Below are 17,093 nucleotides of genomic sequence, written 5' to 3'. Positions count from 1 at the left end.
AGCTAATACATCTGAGTAAATTTTTAGTCATCAACATTATATAGATAATGGCAAAAAATATTCCTTTCGTTGACCTCAAGCTCCAACATCAACCACTAAAAACAGAACTAGAAAATTCCATCCAGGCAGTATTAGAGAGAGGAGACTTTATACTTGGTCAGGCAGTAGAAAAATTTGAGTATTCATTTGCAGAAGCTTGTGGAGTTAAAAATGCTATTGGAGTTGCTTGTGGAACGGATGCCATAACACTAGGACTTCAAGCTTGTGGTATTGGTGCGGGTGATGAAGTAATTTTACCTGCTAATACATTTATCGCCACATTAATTGGGGTACTTCATGCTGGTGCTATCCCCGTTCTAGTGGACTGTAATCTTGACAATGCCTTAATTGACTTAGAAGCAGCTCAAAAGGCCGTCACCTCCAAGACTAAGGTAATATTACCAGTACATCTTTACGGTCAAATGGTAGCTCCTAGTAAATTACAAGACTTTGCTCAAGCTAACAATTTGATTATATTTGAAGATGCAGCCCAAGCTCATTTGGCACAAACAGAAGGATATCGTGCTGGAAGCATAGGAACAGCTGCTGCATTTAGCTTTTATCCAAGTAAAAATTTAGGTTGCTTTGGTAATGGAGGAATGGTTATTACTAACGATTCGGTGGTGGCGGATAAAATGCGAATTCTCCGTAATTATGGCGCACCGTGTAAATATGTTCATGAGGAAGTAGGTACTAACAGTAGGTTAGACACCTTACAAGCTGCAGTACTAAATGTCAAGCTTCCTTATTTAGAGAGCTGGAATAGCGATCGTAACCAAGCAGCTCAAAAATATGATAGCCTTCTCAATCCAATGAAAGAAAAAGGTATTATTCCCATACAGAATTTGAGTGGGAGTGGGCATATTTATCACTTATATGTGATTCGAGTCACCGACAAATCTCCCATTAACCGGGATACCCTAAAAGAGAAATTAACAGCCGAAGGTATTTCTGTTGGTATACATTATCCTATACCCTGTCATCTCCAACCAGCCTATAAAAATTTAGGCTATAAACAAGGAGATTTTCCCAATAGTGAAATTCTCAGTCAACAGATTTTATCCCTACCTATGTATCCTGTCATTAGTGAAGAACAAATTAATCAAGTTGTTGAGACAATTAGTAAGAGCTGATTTGTAAACTTAGCTAAAACCCTTATGTCATCTAACTATCAGGGATTTAGGTATTATTGGGCTATAACTCCAAAAACCTTTGTATTGCAAGGAATTCAGCCTCTTAATATTTACTTGATAAATCAGCTCTAAAATAGTTAATTAATAACTGTTAATTTAATTGATTTTAAAATTCAGGGTCTTCTCAGAAAAATATCACCTAAAAACAATTAATTTTAGCTATAAAATTGAGGAAAAAGTAGAATAAATAATAAGATGAGAAGCATCTTTTTTTTGCTATCTCCAAATATTAATTATCCAAAAATTAAATTTAAAAAGTATTTCCTGACGGAATGCTCCGCAGGAGCAGCACTAACGCAAACAGCGAGTGATTTATACTGAAATCGAGAGAAATGTAATTAAAAAGGTGATTTAAACCCGACCTAATAGCTGAAAGCTAGTTAAACTTGTGAAGTTTTCTTTCAAAGATTCATATCTGTCTAAAACTTTAATATTTTGAATTAATATCAATAACACTAAAAAATATGCAAACTCGCCAAAAATTTCCCATTGCTATTGAACAGAACATACTCACAATAGCGATCGCTGCCTTAGTATTTCTAATGTATATTCCTCTAATCATCTATTGGTATGATGGCTGGCTAAATAAAAGTATAAGTATAGAACATGAATACTTTAGTCATGGAATAATAGGTCTACCTTTTGCTGGTTATATTGTTTGGAATAATCGTCATAAATGGCAAGAATTACCCAATATTTTTCACCCATTGGGAGGCATATTATTAGGACTTGCAGGAGCTTGGTATGTAAGTGGTATCCCAGACCTGATTAACTTATCTTTTCCATTAATACTAGCAGGAATTTGTCTTTGGTTTAAAGGAATTCCTGGATTAAAATTAATGGTTATGCCGCTAATTTTCGTTTTGCTTGCTAGTCCTAACCATATTCCTTATCTAATAGAACCTTATGCCTTGCCTCTACAAAAATTTATTGCTGCAGTAGCTGGCTTCATTTTAACACAATTAAATATGGATGTTACTGTAGAACAAATATATCTATATGTAGGGGGAAGAATTGTCGAAGTTGCACCTCATTGTGCAGGTTTAAAAATGTTATTCACCAGTCTCTATGTTTCACTAATGCTACTTTACTGGACTGGTGCTATAGCTAGTCGTGTTAAAACAATTTTTTTACTTTCTAGTGCAACAGTGGTTAGCGTCAGTGCAAATATTATCAGAAACACTATACTAACAATTTTTCATGGTACAGGTCAAGATGAAGCTTTTCATTGGCTGCATGATGGATGGGGTGGAGATATGTATTCTGCTTGTATGTTGGGTTTATTAGTTTTGATGATGAATTGGATAGACAGTCATTTGACAACATCAGTTGAACCTGCAAATCAATAAAGTTATTGATCGAGTCTAGCTTTGAGATTTATCTTAACTAAAATAAATGTCAAAAAATCAATAAAATTTTCTTTGATTTTATATTTTTCTTTATGGGTTTAATAGCCTACAGTCACCTTTACTGTCTACAATTGGTTAGGGTTTGTAGACAGGAAGTCCGTTGTTAAAGACTATCCCCATTTACTTCCTTCTTCTTCCTTCTCAACTTCTTCCTTATCAACTTCTTCAATATTTTTCTTTATGGGTTTAATAGCCTACATTCACCTTTACTGTCTACAATTGGTTAGGGTTTGTAGACAGGAAGTCCGTTGTTAAAGACTATCCCCATTTACTTCCTTCTTTTTCCTTCTCAACTTCTTCCTTCTTCAATATGGTTTATAGTTTAAAAAATCTCCAAAAGTATCAATTTCCACAAATAGTATTACTGGTATTTCTTTTAATCATTTTAGTAGTAGGTACTTTACCAGGTTATGTAGCAGGAAAATGGTCATGGGAAAATACCGCTAAAATTACTAATCTTAAAAGCTTAAAACAAATAAGAAAAGATGGATTAACTATTCCTGATTTGACAACAACATCTCATCAAGAAATAACAATTGCCGATCATAAGTGGTTGCTTCAAAAAATTGACTATGAAAATAAATCTGTCACTTTGTTACTTTTAACTCAAAATGGACAAAAAGACCAGCCTCAAGTAGAATGGATGGATATAAATGGGTATTATCGTTGGAAGACTGATTCGTACAAGCGAGTTAGTTTTACCTCACAGACACCTGATGGAGATAGCATTACAGACTCAGGAAAACAAAATAAATCAGATATAGAAGCTAGATTTTTTAGGAGTTGGACAAATAAACAAACCTATGCAGTTATGCAATGGTACGCCTGGCCTGGAGGTGGTAGTCCAAAACCTGGTGATTGGTTTTGGACCGATAGACTAGCTATGGTATCTCGGAATCGCGTGCCTTGGGTAGCAGTAAATATTTTATTTCCAATTGAACCTTTAGGAGATATTGACCCCTATTTGCCACAACTAACATCTATTGGACAAAAAATTCAAGCATCATTATTAACAAAAGAAGCATTCAAATAATCTGCCAATAGATAGTTAGTGATCGAGATTTCATCAGATAGTAATATAGCCAAAAATTTGGCGTTGATAATTGGTAAGATAATTTTCTACTAGGGGTGATACCCATCACTTAATTTGGTAAAATATTTTAGAGGTATCAGAAACAGACTACTCTTAAAGTTTCATCTCTTGATTTACCAACGCCAAAAATTTAACCACCCGACTAGGAAAACTTAATCAGATTAAGCTACTTTAAACCCTATGATTAACCGCCATTATCAAAAGTTAATTTCTTTATTTTTAGGCAGTTTCTACTCTAGTGCAGTAACTATTTCCTTAGCAACTCTAGTTTTTCCCAAAAGAGCTTATGGACAAATCCAATTACCAAATAACTCTCAGCAAAATATTTCACAGCTTAAAGCACCATCCATAGGTTCCCCCCCCTTAAATCCGAATTTTGACTCAGACCCAGATTTACGATTAAAACGTTACTTACTGGGACCAGGAGACCAACTGTCGATTCAAGTTCAGAGATTTCCAGACCTGAATGTAGCGACAACTATTGGTCCGGAAGGTACTATTCAAATACCTTTAGTAGGAACAGTGCTGTTGCAAGATTTGACAATATTAGAAGCAATAGCAAAAATCACCTCTGAATTAAATCAATTTATTATTAATCCAGAAGTATCCATATCCTTAGTTGTTCAACGTCCTGTCCGAGTCACGATCGCCGGAGAAATCACTAGACCAGGCTATTATCCAGTAGGAGGAAATTATCAAATTTCAGATGCTTTAAATGCAGCAGGTGGTACCACTTTTACGGCAGACCTGCGAAATGTAGAAGTGCGTAGAACTTTAGCTGATGGATCTGTAGTTGCTCAGGGAGTTGATATTTTAACCCCATTACAGATGGGTGGTTCACCTCCCGATCTGCGTCTAGAAGATGGAGATGTAGTGATTGTACCTTATCAGACTTCTATTACAGCCCAAGATAGCGATCGAGAATTACTAACTAACTATAGCCAAGCAGGTCCATTAGCTACTGGTATTGTGACTGTGAATGGGGAAGTAGAAAGACCTGGTTATTATCAGGCAAATCAAGTATCTTCTGCTTTACTCGCTGCTGGTGGTGCATCTCTAACTGCTGATCTACGAAGCATTTTAGTACGTAGGAAATTAAGTGATGGTAGTGTCGTTGAAGAAACAATAGACTTATATACTCCCTTGCAAAATTCTACGGAGTTGCCTAATATTCTTCTCAAGGATGGGGATGCTGTAATTGTACCTACATTAAAACCAGGCTCGGATTTTGGTTATGATCGCGATCTAGTGGGGAAATCGACTTTGAGCCAACAGCAGATTACTATTCGTATTTTTAGTAATCCTAACGATGCCCTTGCTACTACTAATCTTCCGAACGGTAGTAGATTAATAGATATTCTCAATGGTATAGAATTAGATTCAGCCAATTTGGAAGAAATTAATTTGATTCGATTTGATCGGGAAACAAGAAAAATAGTTAGACGTGAACTTAATGGTAAAGAAGCAATATTTGGCGATAGTTCTCAAAATATTTTACTTCAGAATGAGGATATAATTGTTATTGATAGAACATGGATAGGTAATATTACCAATTTATTTGAGAAGTATACACTTCCGATCAGAAGTTCCCTGGAATTTCTCCTGTTTTTCCGGGCTTTGGAACAAGATACTTCTAATGTGTTCTTCGGTGGAGGTAATGGTAATAATGGGAATAGAAACAGGAATAATAATTAATCATAATCAATAATTGATGAGAATTAGGCAGAGGAAAACAATAGAATAACTAGCTAATATCGAATAAAATGTTAAACAGAACCAAGACTAAAAAAATCATTTCTAAATATATTAATAAATACTAGATTATGGCTATACCAATTATTAAACGCTATTTGATGGCTTTAGGACTATACAAGTGGGTAGGAGTAGCAACTTTCACTGTAGCAGTAGGTGTTTCAGGAATAATTGCTTTGCAGCCAAATCCAGAAACAAAAAGTACAATTCTAGGTACATTGAGGAAAATTAGTCCTGTTTTACTATTTTCTGAGACTGCTGCTCAAATCCAACAAAACGCTCAAGCAGTTACTCCAGAAATACTACTGAATGATGAAGTTAGACAGGCAGTAGCAGAAAAAGTATTGGTAGATCCAAGGAAACTCAAAGGAGCAACATTTGTTTTACAAGAAGAGATCTTCTATTTATCTTATGAAGATACAGATAAAGAAAAAGCTGTAGAAATAGTAGATGCTCTTATGGAACAAATAGTGGAGCAAAGCCGAAAAATTAATACTACATCTCAAAGAGCAATTATTGATGAAGTCAGAAAACGTTTACCCGCAGCAGTTGAAGAATTGAGAAAAGCTCAACAACAGCAACAGAAATTTGAGAGAGAAGAGGAAGCATTACTGATTACAGCAAGGGCAGTAGCTTTACCAGGGGCGATCGCAGGTAGCCGACAACAACAAACTCAGATTAAACTTGAGTTAGATGGGGTAGAAGCTCAGATTAAGAGTTTAGAAGAGCAGTTAGGGTTAACTGCAGATCAAGCTTATGTAGCACGGGCACTCGCTGCTGATCCAATTATAGCAAATCTCCGAGTGCAGTTGTATCAAGTAGAAAATCAGTTAGATAAGTTATTATTAGATTTTACAGAAGAATATCCACCTGTAGTTGAGTTGCGTAGGCAAAAACAAGTTGCAGAACAACAACTACAGCAACGTGCAGCAGAAGTTTTAGGGGGTAATGGCATAGCAGCACCATTGAGAAAGGTAGAGCAAATTCGAGTAGATGCTTCTTTAGACCCCACAAGACAACAGTTAGCAGAAGCCTTAATAGCTCTGAAAACTCAGCAGGAGCAACTACAAAGACAACTAGAAACAACAATTCAAACTGAGCAAGAATTGCTAGCTGAGTATGCGACTATTCCGAATAAGCAATTAAAATTAACTCAGTTGCAAGAAGAAGTTGCCATCAAAAAGTCTCGTTTGGATAAGATGCGAGCAACTTTAGAAGATGCTGAAGCCGCTGAGGCAGAGATAATTAGCAGTCTAGCTATTGCTGAGAAAGCTGCTGTTTTCAAGGAGGGTGAACCAGGAGGAGAAAAAAGTATGCCTTTGATGTTGGCAATAGGGGGACTAGCAGGCATAGTTGTTGGTGGAGGCTTAATTTTTGTTTTGGGAATGCTTTCTGGCAAGTTCTATTCTTGGGAAGAAATTCAAACAGCATTGAAAGAAAAAGATGTACCATTGTTGGGTTTGTTGCCAGATGTAATATTTTTTGACCATATGGATGCAGAGGAAATGCCTTTATTAGTTGAGCATAATTCTCCTTATCTTGAATCTTATGAAAAGTTACGGACAAAATTACAACGTCAAGGAACTAAACCTGTGAAAGTTGTGCTGTTGAGCAGTGGAGAAAAAGGGGAGGGTAAAACATTTTGTGCTTATAATTTAGCGATCGCTGCTGCACGAGCAGGTCGGCGGACACTTTTAATTGAGACAGACTTAAGAACTCCTTCAAAAGTTCAATCTCTTAAAATTGTTCCCGAACCACAAAGAACTTTTGAACCGCTTCGTTATTACAGTGATATCAGTAATTGTATCAAACAAGTTCCAGAGGTAGAAAATTTCTATATCATCCCTAGTCCCGGTCCTGTGAAACAAGCAGGAGGTATTATTGAATCAAGTGAGATGAAAAGGTTACTTTCAGATTCGCGACATCGTTTTGATTTTGTTATCCTTGACTCTCCTTGCATAAGTAAAAACAATGATGCTTTGATCTTAGAACCTTATACTGATGGCATGATTATTGTAACTAGGCCAAATTTCACTATGTCAGGTGTACTAACAGAGGTCATAGAACAGTTAACAGGTGATGATGAAGAAGAATCTGATAAATATATTCCTAAGCTTTTGGGGGTTGTGGTCAACGCTGCTGATATTCCAATGGAATATCCATTGGAACAATTTGATGATTTGGATATACCCGAACCACAGCTCGCTGACTCACGGAGAATATCTAGTCTGAACACTGGAGTGGGAACATTGACACAGGTTCGCGATCGATAACGACTTTATTTACTCTCTTTCCTGCGCTTCTTTCGCTATGAAGCGGCTTTGTTCCATGAAATTGGCGATCGCAAGCCAACGCTGTTGTTGAAGTTAACTAGATTTCAACTTTGTAGCTCTTAGACTTACCTTTTTAAATCATACGGTTAAGCATGACACATTTTACTAATAAAATCATGTCCGCACTTTATCATTTGTGTAAAACCAAGGGTTAATATCTACAGGAAATTTACGTTTTTTCAAGCTTTTAAGCCTTCTTCCCTCTCTCCTAGATAACTAAAACCTTCCTCCTTCTTCCTTCTTCCTTACCTTCACGCTTACAATACCGATGCTACCGGATATGATATAAATCTAGTTCCATCAAGGTAAATATAGATTCCAAAAAGCCCTCTGTTTGTCGTCCTGGCATACTATAAATGGCGTTGTCAGAAAAGAAGATGATTGAGAGAATGACCAGCGTCTAGAGTTCAAGGAGAGATGTCATAGATGGTCATAGAGCATGTAAGCAAAATTATATCTGTGTCAAGTGTGGCCGTCAGTTGCTCACAGAATATCAACATAGAGGATACAGTGATGATCTCAAGCGCAACTGCTGGAAAATGTATGTTAATGGAATGGGTTTTCGTGCCATAGAGAGAATTACAGGAGTTTCACGCACAACGATTATGGACGGGGTTAAACTCGTGGGAACACTTCTACCAGATGCTTACGAGCGCAGAAACTATCCCAGAGGTAGGAGAATTGGAGCAACTGGAAACCTTTGTTGGAAAAAAAAATCAAATCTGGCAGAGGAGCTGCTGTAGAGCATTTTCCCACCGGGATTTTAGGTTGGGTAGTAGGTAGGGTTTGCGCTCATAAAGTCTGTTGGTGGGGGTAGGAGACAGGAGACAGGAGACAGGAGACAGGAGAAATGGGGATGAGCGAGGAGGTAGTAGTAAAAATTGTCCCTTTATTTTTCTGCCATAATCATCCCAAAATACTAGCATGCATGAGCTCCCTAGACCGAAAAGCTTGCACTTTGTTAAAGACAAAAAAAGGCAGCAAACCAATATCAGTCAATGCTTTGATATTTAATCAGCAAGCCCTAGGTAACCATAGTGCAGAAACATTTATGGTACTATGGCAGACTATTTCCTGGTGGCAATGTTACTTTTGGGTGAGGGATGGTAATCCAGTTTATCGCAAATGTATTCCAGCAGGAGATCAGATTGTCAGCAAGACTTACATGACTGGTGTAGAGGGAGAAAATACACCTTTACGTCATGACTGAGCTATGTTAGATGGCAAAACCTTGTGCTATTCCAAGTCTGTTGAAATGTTAAAGCACTCAATTGACTACTGATTCATTACCTTAAGTTGAAAGAAATCCCTGTTCCCACCCTGTCCCTATAATTCATCCTTTAATCTGACAACGCCCTATAAATAGATTGTAGTGTCACCATTAATTCAATTGCCACATTCATTACTGTATAACTATATACATTTAGATGCTCCTCTAAGCCCAGTCTTCCTTTGATTCAACCATTGCCCTATTACCTCTGGAGATAACCAAAATGTCAAACTCCCCCTCTGTTTTAAGTACACATCATATTCATACCAGTTGCTGAGGAGGTACTTTAGACTGAAACTTGGACTTGGAATTACTCATGTCTACGTTGATGTAGGTTTTTTGTGCCACGCACTGTTATTTTTACCCTATTTCCTTTCTTTGTGCAACAAAGCCCTATGAAGCTTTAAGTATTTATTCTGGCGAGGAAAATAATCCTAATAAAGGACCTAGAATAGCTCCAAAGACAAAGCCTCCAGCATGAGCCCAATAAGCTATACCACCTGCTTCCATGCCAATATTGGCTGGTGCATTAAGACTAGCAACACCATAAAATGCTTGCTGCAAAAACCAAAAACCTAGGAAAAAAAATGCTGGAATACGAACGGTGGTAATAAAAAATCCTATGGGTAATAATGTGAGAACCTTAGCTTTGGGAAATCTGAGAATATATGCTCCCATAACACCAGCGATCGCTCCACTTGCACCCAAGGTGGGAATAGCTGAACCGGATGAGAAAAACCACTGGGATAAAGATGCTAGTACACCACAAGCGAGATAAAAAATTAAAAATTTCACATGACCTAAACAGTCTTCTACATTATTGCCAAAAATCCAGAGGAATAGCATATTTCCACCCAAATGCAACCATCCTCCATGTAGAAACTGAGAACTGAATAAAGTTACCCACTCAGGAAATTGGGAAGTTGGCAGTGGAACTGAACAAGTATTGCTGAGTTGACAAGGAACTACAGCCCAAGAATAAAAAAACTGCCTAAGTTGAATATCTGACAAACTAATCTCGTACAAAAATAATAGGACATTAGCTACAATTAAGCCGTATACTACAAAGGCTGTTTTGCTAGTAGGGTTTTCGTCGTTTAGTGGAACCACAGTTATCTTTCCTGTTTTGCAACTTGTTAACTAATAATAGTCGTGTCTATACCACTATGTTCTTCTTTCCTACTTCTATATATCAGGACTTACCTAGAGCTACTGTATCTGATAGGGGTGAACGGCCGTTCCCATCTACAGATGGTGTATGATTTGATATTTTGCGCAAGTCCTGTATATTTTAATTTTCTTGAAACTTTTTAGATAGAAGTTAAAAGTATTTACAATTATTAGACATCTCCAATAATAAAAAATAAAATCAATTATCCCACATAAATTATCAATTATTTCCCCTTACTCCCTACTCTCTACCCCCTTTTCTGGAGATTTATATTTGAATTGAAATTAATACACCACTTTTTCTTCTCAACTATCAATTGTTGAGTCTTACAATCTACATCCTAGGCTATAAGTTGTAAATAAACGAGGGCGAAGCGCTATAGTGATTTAAGGAGGGTGTTTTTTAATTTGTCAGTAAGGATATTAGTCTGAAGTTTTCTAGAACGATGTCAATTTTGTTCAACCCCTTGTGCTCCCCAAGCAGGAGCTTTTTGTGCAGCTCTCAAAATAAATGCGCCCATCTGTTCTACTTCAGCTTGGGACATCCAGTTTTCGGTAACTTGACGACAAAAATAAGTATAATCACTACCGTCATATATCATAGGGTCTCTGAAGAAAGCAACTAAATTATTAATATTATCTCGTGGTGGTGTTGCTCCTTCTAAGTTTTTGAGGGATAGAGATATTGGAGGGTTGACTAAATTTGCTCCTCCTACATGACAGTTAAGGCAATTTTTGGCAAAAATCTGTTTGCCTGTGGATAAATCTTCAGCAGAAAATTTCTTTGTTTCTCCTTGTTCATTCAGTTTAATTTCTACTGGTTGTTTAGCGTCTAAATATCTTTTTACATAGGAATCTACAGCAGCTTCGGCTGATTGAGTATCAACAATTATTACTTGAATAATAATTAATATAGCTAGCAGAAAACGAATCAGTAATGATTTATTTAACATACTATTTTTCTAACTTTAATTAAGTACAAATCTAGAATAAAAAATAATCGATTTTAGATTAGGGTTTAATGAAGAAAAAAACAATTTTTTTGTCTCCCATCAAAAAACCAATAATCTAAAATCATTAGTCAATATTTCAAAGAAAAAGGAATTTTAACGGAAGATTTTGCCGCCGCCCCATTGTTTGCCTAAAACTTTAGGCTGTACGAGAATATAACCAGCGATCGCATATAAATCATCCTCTGTGAGATTTCTCATTTCTGGATAAATATCGGCACTCTTTATGCTGGGGTGAAACTCAAATATCTCAACCTCCCCATCATAGGTAGTAGGATTTATCATGTAGTCTATGAGACCTTCTATGTTATCTCGTGGCGGATAGGCCAAAGCTAAAGCTTCTGGACCAAGGCCAATATCAGGATTAGTTTTGGTTATCCCTCCGACATGGCACTGGGAGCAAACATTATTAAATTCGCGCTTGCCTCTGATGTATTCCTTAATACTCAGTACAACTTTTTCACCTTCATCATTCAGAGGTAGAGTCCGGTCGTTATCTGTTAATTCGGCGGCTGTGGCTATGTTAACGAACGTTTGAAACGTCAGAAATACAATGGCAACTACAGCTATGAAAAATTTTTTCAACATTCTTCTCCTTAAAACTGGCAAGTTAATCAACTAACACAGATACATTTATTACTTCAGATTTACTGAACTTTGATCTAATTTTTATTTATCAGTGGTCATGTGTCAATTCGTCAAGTATTTATCAACTCCGATCAAGAATTAGATTTTTGTTCTTGGGCTAATAAATGAGACATGATTGCTTTAGCATCCTCTAAGGCCAAACGGGTCTGAGAGTGTTTATAAGAAATTCCCATTTGGTCACAAAGACGAAGTACCTCGTCTACATGGACATTAAAATCTTCTGCTATTTCCTGGATTGATATATCTGCGAAACCCATAACATTTCTTCAATTCATAAATAATTAAAAAAAATCCCTTGAAGCACTCAAAATCTAATTCTGAGGCATAGTTTGAATTTTATTGTCATTTGTAATGGAATTATGTTGTTCTGCCTGAAAGGGTAAATGGCAGTATGGCCCTGCTTCTAATGACTTAGTAGAAGTAGGAGCAGCAGGATGAATTTTATGAAGGCGAATTAACTGAGCCAGAGTTTTCTTTAACTGAGTACGAGGTACTATTATGTCTATAAAACCATGTGCCAATAGATATTCAGAGGTTTGAAAGTTTTCAGGTAGCTTTTCACGGACAGTTTGTTCAATAACTCGTCGTCCCGCAAAACCTATTGTTGCCTTTGGTTCAGCGATAATAATATCTCCAAGCATGGCAAAACTTGCAGTAACGCCACCTGTAGTTGGATGGGTTAAAACTGGAATATATAGCAGTTTCTCTTCTCGATGACATTCTAAGGCACCAGATATTTTGGCCATTTGCATCAGGCTCAACATTCCCTCTTGCATTCTGGCCCCACCGGAAGCACAAATAATTACTACGGGTAAACGCTCTTTAGTCGCCTGTTCAATTAACCTAGTCAGTTTTTCTCCAACAACTGACCCCATACTTCCTCCCATAAATTGGAAGTCCATCACTCCCAAAGCTACGGGTTCAGCTTCGATGTTGCCGATACCTGTTTGTACAGCATCTAAAAGTCCTGTTTTTCTTTGATATCCTTGGAGGCGATCGCTGTATGCTTTGCGATCGCGAAATTTTAAAGGGTCTGTCCCTCTAATTTTTTCGTTAATTGCCATCCATGTGTTACTATCTATCAAATGCTGAATCCGCTCATTGCCGGATATTTTCATGTGGTATCCACATTCGAGACAAACCATTTGATTAGCTTGGAGGTCTTTTGTGTAAGTTAAAGCACCACAAGCTTCACATTTGATCCAAAGTCCATCAGCAATTTCTCGTTCAGGTCTCTGTTGAGAGTTCTGGGCTGATTTTTGACGATTTGCAAACCAATCAAATAGAGACATTAAAATAAATTAGAGTTAATTATTAAGTGATTAAATTTTTGCTAAAGCGTTGTGTTTTTCACCTATTCAGGTTAATAAGTATACAATATAGAGCTATGACTATCAGCTAATACAAAATAAACTAAGGTCGTTTTAATTCAAAAAAATTCTGTCATAGTTTAAAAAGTTTGGCTTTAAATTCTGGTTATTCTACTTAATTTTTGTCTGCTTAGAAAAGTTTTAGCCCTAAATATCTATACTTTACATCTCCTGAGTAATACACTCTATCTAAGAGTAATTGACTTCATCCAGAAAAATTAGGATGAGAATCCAGGGAAAAATAGATTGAAGTAGGTTGATAATATACCATCACCCCACATAACAGTCAAACCTGCTCCCATTGCTAAAAAAGGCCCGAATGGCATTGGTTGTTTTCGGTCTAGCCAACCTAAAGCGATCGCTCCTCCACCTACAAATGCTCCCATAGTACAGGCGAGAAAACAAGTTAATAGTAGATATTTCCAACCTAACCAAGCTCCGATCATGGCTGCTAATTTGGCATCTCCTCCACCCATAACTGTTTGCCCGAAAGCTATTGAACCGAATATAGAGATTAAGTCAAACAACCATAAACCCAGGACTGCGCCGATAATACCAACCATTAAAAAATTGATTAGATTATTTTCTTGAATATTTGTCTCTAATATGGTCAGCAACTGGAAGCCTAAACCTAAGACTAATCCAGATTGTGTGAGAGGATTGGGTAAAGTCATGGTGTCTAGGTCAATCATAGATAGAGCTAGTAGCCAACTAAAAAAAGTCCAATAACCTAAGGTGGGAATTGTAGTTCCAAATTTCCAGAAAACGAGCAAAAATAAGAAACTTGTAATGACTTCTACTAAGGGATAGCGGATAGAAATTGGACTGTCACAGTGGCCACAACGTCCACATAACCATAACCAAGCAAATATTGGGATATTTTCCCAGGGTTTTAATTTACTTTGACAACGGGGGCAGTGAGAGGGAGGCAAGAGTATAGATAATTTAGAAGGTATGCGATAAATGACGACGTTGAGAAAGCTGCCAATGGATGCACCAAGGGCAAATACAATTAGGGTAAGAGGCCATATTCTCAGTAAGTCCATATTCGGTTAATAAATTTTTGATTCAATTAGTTCTACAGGGACGAAAAATTCACCTGGTAATAAAATTGGCTGATGGGAGAATATTAGACTAGCTCTGTAACTTACAGGACTAATGGCTACACCAAAGGGATGTCTTAGCAGATCAGGATGAGTTTCCAGATAAGTGCGATAGAGTAGTTTAGCCAATTTCTGTAGGGACGGGGGAAGTAATAAAGCAATAGTTGGATCTAAGTATTTTACTGGTCTTTTTTGTGTAGCTTTTACCACGAGGAACCCTGATTTGAAGAAGTAGTCAGTAGGACTGATACTGTTTCACAAGTCATCCATCGAGTGTGTAATTCTGAGGTCCTTTTTCTTTCGGAAATGCTACGCAAACAGAATATAGGACACACTTCATTACAGTCATGGATTGAGATTATACAAACTGAAAATTTTTATTGACACTAATCTTGAACGATTATTTCACCGAAAAACTGGTTCTGAAGTCTCGTCCTTTGAGGGCGACTTTTCATTTACTTTTGGTTTGATAAATATGGTATCATTTCGTTAGTGCACGAGTTAAATTATGAAAGCTCAGATATAAGTATCGTATTTATCCAAGATGAATAGTAGTTCTGTAAAATCGGCAACTGAAATTGATTATTTAATTACAAATAAACCATATAAAAGTGTGACAGGAGAATGGATAGTTATATGATGGCCGGTTGAATATTTATAAATAACGACGGAAGAGTCAGGAGTCATGAATACCGAGTCAGGAGTCAGGATAAAAAAAGAAGGAAGTTTTTGATCACTAATTATCCGGACATGATATTACTACTTTTTCCCAGAGAAACTATATCGAAAAATTTTATAGAGAAGCGAAGGGTTGGTTAGGTTTAAGAGAGTATCAAGTGATAAATAAAACCAGTTTAATGCGTCACTTTATTCTAGTTTTTACTGCCTATAATTTCATCCTGTATCAACAATTAATGGGAGGGCTGAGAAAACGCCCGTGCTCATAAACCTTTGACAAATTTTACAGAAACATGATTAAGCATTTCTCACAGGTATTTCTGAGGTTGGAATAGTGGAGATTTAGTATCTTTCATTGAAACTGAGGAAGTAGGTAGAGTTAATCCTCTCTCAAAATCAAATAGTTTTAACTTCCCAGTGCCAGGACAGAAAGCAAAAAGTGTTCATGTGAGCAAATTAAAAGTTGTATATAAAAAAGACGGTTATACCTATACATTTTGTCAACAGTTGTCCATAAATGTCGAGAAAAATGCCATCTAAGACTTAACAGTTTCTTACAGACACGAAGTAAATATATTGTATTGATGGTTTTAGGGAGTAGGGAGTAGGGAGGCCGGGAAGGTGGGGAGGCCCGATATCGAACAAGCAAAAAATATTTACCGATTTAATTATAGCACATTAATCTCGAATATGCTGTAACTATTCAACAAACATAATATTAAATTTTGTTGATATTTTTCTTGAGCCACGAACCAGCAAAACCAACTACTAATAATCCAATTAATACAGAAGGTTCAGGAACATCTTCAATTGATTGAGGATCAATAGGTATATCTGAAAAACTATTTGCCTGGATAAATACAGCAGAATCGAGTTTCGCATCACCAGCATCAGCGATCGCTAATCTAATACGATGACTTCCAGCACTCAGTCCTAATGCTTGGGCAGTAAATAGATTAGTAAAACCATCATATTCTATATCAAAAAATGGCCCCCCCTCACTAGGGTCATTGTTATTGAAAAATTCCGGGTTACTCGCTTTAGTTCCTAGAGGTTTTCCTCCATTAACTGTATTGATGGCAACTGGAGTAGATGTACCAGGAATTAGAGCAATATTGGTTCCATTTAGGAAGAAACCGAAGACATCATTAAATTCAGAGTTTGTCCATTCTACATATTCTTCAGAAGCAAATACATAATTGAAGTAAAGGTCTCCTCCTTCACTTTCAAAGTCAAATTCCAGAATTGTTGCATCCTCGGTAGTGAATCCAGGAATCAACCCATCCAAATCTGAATCTCCAGGCAATCCATTATCGGTAGTTTGGTGATCTGAACTATTCGGACCTTCGGCATCCGTAGCTGTACCTGTAGTCAGAATAATACCGCTATCGATGCCAATACCAGATGATAATCCATTGGTGAAAATTCCTGAAGCACCTCCTGTACCTATATAGTTGATAGAATCTGGTGCAATGGTAATCCCACTGCCTAAGATTTCATTAACTAAATCATTGCCGTTATTGGTGAGAGTTATGGAAATTGCCTGAGCTGCTGTGATGCCACTGAGAGCAGCGAAAGCTGTTCCAGCAAAGGTTGCTGAAAGTTTTTTGATGAATTGTGAAATAGTCATGATTAGATTGACCCTAAAAAAGTAAGATGTTGACAATACATAGTTGAGTTCTTTGTTTGTTCCTCAACATATTCTTATTTTCAGTAATTTTTCGGGATTGTACTGTGATCCGGATCTTGAAGAGGTGGTGATATTTATTTAGTAATATCTGTGAAGGCAGTTCAACAATTAATAAATAATTAATTATTAATTATTTATTATTACCTCTCCTTGAAAAGAAGAGGATTGACTAATCATGAAAATTTTTCTTCTCTTGGTCGATTGGATATGGCGAGGTCTCCTCGCCATCCCACCCTACGGGAAGCTGCGCTAACGACCGCTTATTATCCCCTTAAAAGGGGAGGCGGATACCCACAATTTTTCGGTAATTAGTATTGGGAATGCGCTCCAATAGC

At 36.9% G+C, this 17,093-nt stretch carries 13 protein-coding genes and 3 pseudogenes; 8 read left to right on the top strand and 8 right to left on the bottom strand.

Going from position 1 to position 17,093, the window contains the following annotated elements; translation table 11 throughout:
• The first annotated feature begins 47 nt into the window (after positions 1-47).
• The 7 genes and pseudogenes from F6K06_RS18325 to F6K06_RS18295 all read left to right on the top strand — a co-directional run.
• The gene (locus F6K06_RS18325; protein ID WP_124144566.1) at positions 48-1,172 is read left to right on the top strand and encodes a DegT/DnrJ/EryC1/StrS aminotransferase family protein; all 1,125 of its coding nucleotides are present in this window, start codon (positions 48-50) and stop codon (positions 1,170-1,172) included.
• A gap of 524 nt (positions 1,173-1,696) precedes the next feature.
• A complete protein-coding gene (gene crtB, locus F6K06_RS18320) occupies positions 1,697-2,581 on the top strand; it encodes a cyanoexosortase B (protein WP_124144565.1) in 885 nt (294 codons plus the stop codon).
• A 370-nt stretch (positions 2,582-2,951) separates the two neighbouring features.
• On the top strand, positions 2,952-3,674 hold the full coding sequence (locus tag F6K06_RS18315) for a cyanoexosortase B system-associated protein (RefSeq protein WP_124144564.1): 723 nt from the start codon (positions 2,952-2,954) through the stop codon (positions 3,672-3,674).
• A gap of 240 nt (positions 3,675-3,914) precedes the next feature.
• Positions 3,915-5,429 carry an SLBB domain-containing protein gene (locus F6K06_RS18310; protein ID WP_124144563.1) on the top strand — a complete coding sequence of 505 codons (1,515 nt, stop codon included), beginning with the start codon at positions 3,915-3,917 and terminating at the stop codon, positions 5,427-5,429.
• 128 nt (positions 5,430-5,557) lie between these two features.
• Complete coding sequence (locus tag F6K06_RS18305) at positions 5,558-7,759, top strand: tyrosine-protein kinase domain-containing protein (RefSeq protein ID WP_287242389.1); 2,202 nt, start codon at positions 5,558-5,560, stop codon at positions 7,757-7,759.
• A gap of 482 nt (positions 7,760-8,241) precedes the next feature.
• Positions 8,242-8,594: pseudogene (locus tag F6K06_RS18300) on the top strand (IS1 family transposase); the annotation flags it as partial.
• Positions 8,595-8,846: 252 nt separating this feature from the next.
• Positions 8,847-9,151: pseudogene (locus tag F6K06_RS18295) on the top strand (IS1 family transposase); the annotation flags it as partial.
• A 349-nt stretch (positions 9,152-9,500) separates the two neighbouring features.
• Here F6K06_RS18295 and F6K06_RS18290 read toward each other — a convergent pair.
• The 7 genes from F6K06_RS18290 to F6K06_RS18260 all read right to left on the bottom strand — a co-directional run bounded on the left by F6K06_RS18290 (position 9,501) and on the right by F6K06_RS18260 (position 14,600).
• Complete coding sequence (locus F6K06_RS18290; protein WP_124143899.1) at positions 9,501-10,199, bottom strand: rhomboid family intramembrane serine protease; 699 nt, start codon at positions 10,197-10,199, stop codon at positions 9,501-9,503.
• 509 nt (positions 10,200-10,708) lie between these two features.
• Complete coding sequence (gene psbV2, locus F6K06_RS18285; RefSeq protein ID WP_124143900.1) at positions 10,709-11,212, bottom strand: photosystem II cytochrome PsbV2; 504 nt, start codon at positions 11,210-11,212, stop codon at positions 10,709-10,711.
• 153 nt (positions 11,213-11,365) lie between these two features.
• Positions 11,366-11,857 (bottom strand): photosystem II cytochrome c-550, encoded by a 492-nt coding sequence (psbV, locus tag F6K06_RS18280; RefSeq protein ID WP_124143901.1) that lies wholly within the window; start codon positions 11,855-11,857, stop codon positions 11,366-11,368.
• 131 nt (positions 11,858-11,988) lie between these two features.
• Positions 11,989-12,174: a translation initiation factor IF-2 N-terminal domain-containing protein gene (locus tag F6K06_RS18275; protein WP_124143902.1), complete on the bottom strand. Its 186-nt coding sequence runs from the start codon at positions 12,172-12,174 to the stop codon at positions 11,989-11,991.
• 54 nt (positions 12,175-12,228) lie between these two features.
• Entirely contained in the window at positions 12,229-13,209 is a 981-nt protein-coding gene (accD, locus tag F6K06_RS18270) for an acetyl-CoA carboxylase, carboxyltransferase subunit beta (protein ID WP_124143903.1), read from the bottom strand.
• Between the two features lie 296 nt (positions 13,210-13,505).
• Positions 13,506-14,333, bottom strand: a complete 828-nt coding sequence (locus F6K06_RS18265; protein ID WP_124143904.1) for an A24 family peptidase — start codon at positions 14,331-14,333, stop codon at positions 13,506-13,508.
• A 6-nt stretch (positions 14,334-14,339) separates the two neighbouring features.
• Positions 14,340-14,600 carry a hypothetical protein gene (locus tag F6K06_RS18260; protein ID WP_124143905.1) on the bottom strand — a complete coding sequence of 87 codons (261 nt, stop codon included), beginning with the start codon at positions 14,598-14,600 and terminating at the stop codon, positions 14,340-14,342.
• Positions 14,601-15,145: 545 nt separating this feature from the next.
• Between F6K06_RS18260 and F6K06_RS18255 the strand changes: the two are divergent.
• Positions 15,146-15,359, top strand: a pseudogene (locus tag F6K06_RS18255) (IS701 family transposase); the annotation flags it as partial.
• A 427-nt stretch (positions 15,360-15,786) separates the two neighbouring features.
• Here the strand turns inward: F6K06_RS18255 and F6K06_RS18250 are convergent.
• The gene (locus F6K06_RS18250; RefSeq protein WP_287242380.1) at positions 15,787-16,698 is read right to left on the bottom strand and encodes a choice-of-anchor L family PEP-CTERM protein; all 912 of its coding nucleotides are present in this window, start codon (positions 16,696-16,698) and stop codon (positions 15,787-15,789) included.
• Between the last annotated feature and the right edge of the window lie 395 nt (positions 16,699-17,093).

Origin of the sequence: Okeania sp. SIO1H4, assembly GCF_010672695.1 — a bacterium.
GTDB classification, from domain to species: Bacteria; Cyanobacteriota; Cyanobacteriia; order Cyanobacteriales; family Microcoleaceae; genus Okeania; species Okeania hirsuta.
Note: the sequence above shows the minus strand (reverse complement) of the source record. Positions and strands in the feature narration are given on the sequence as shown.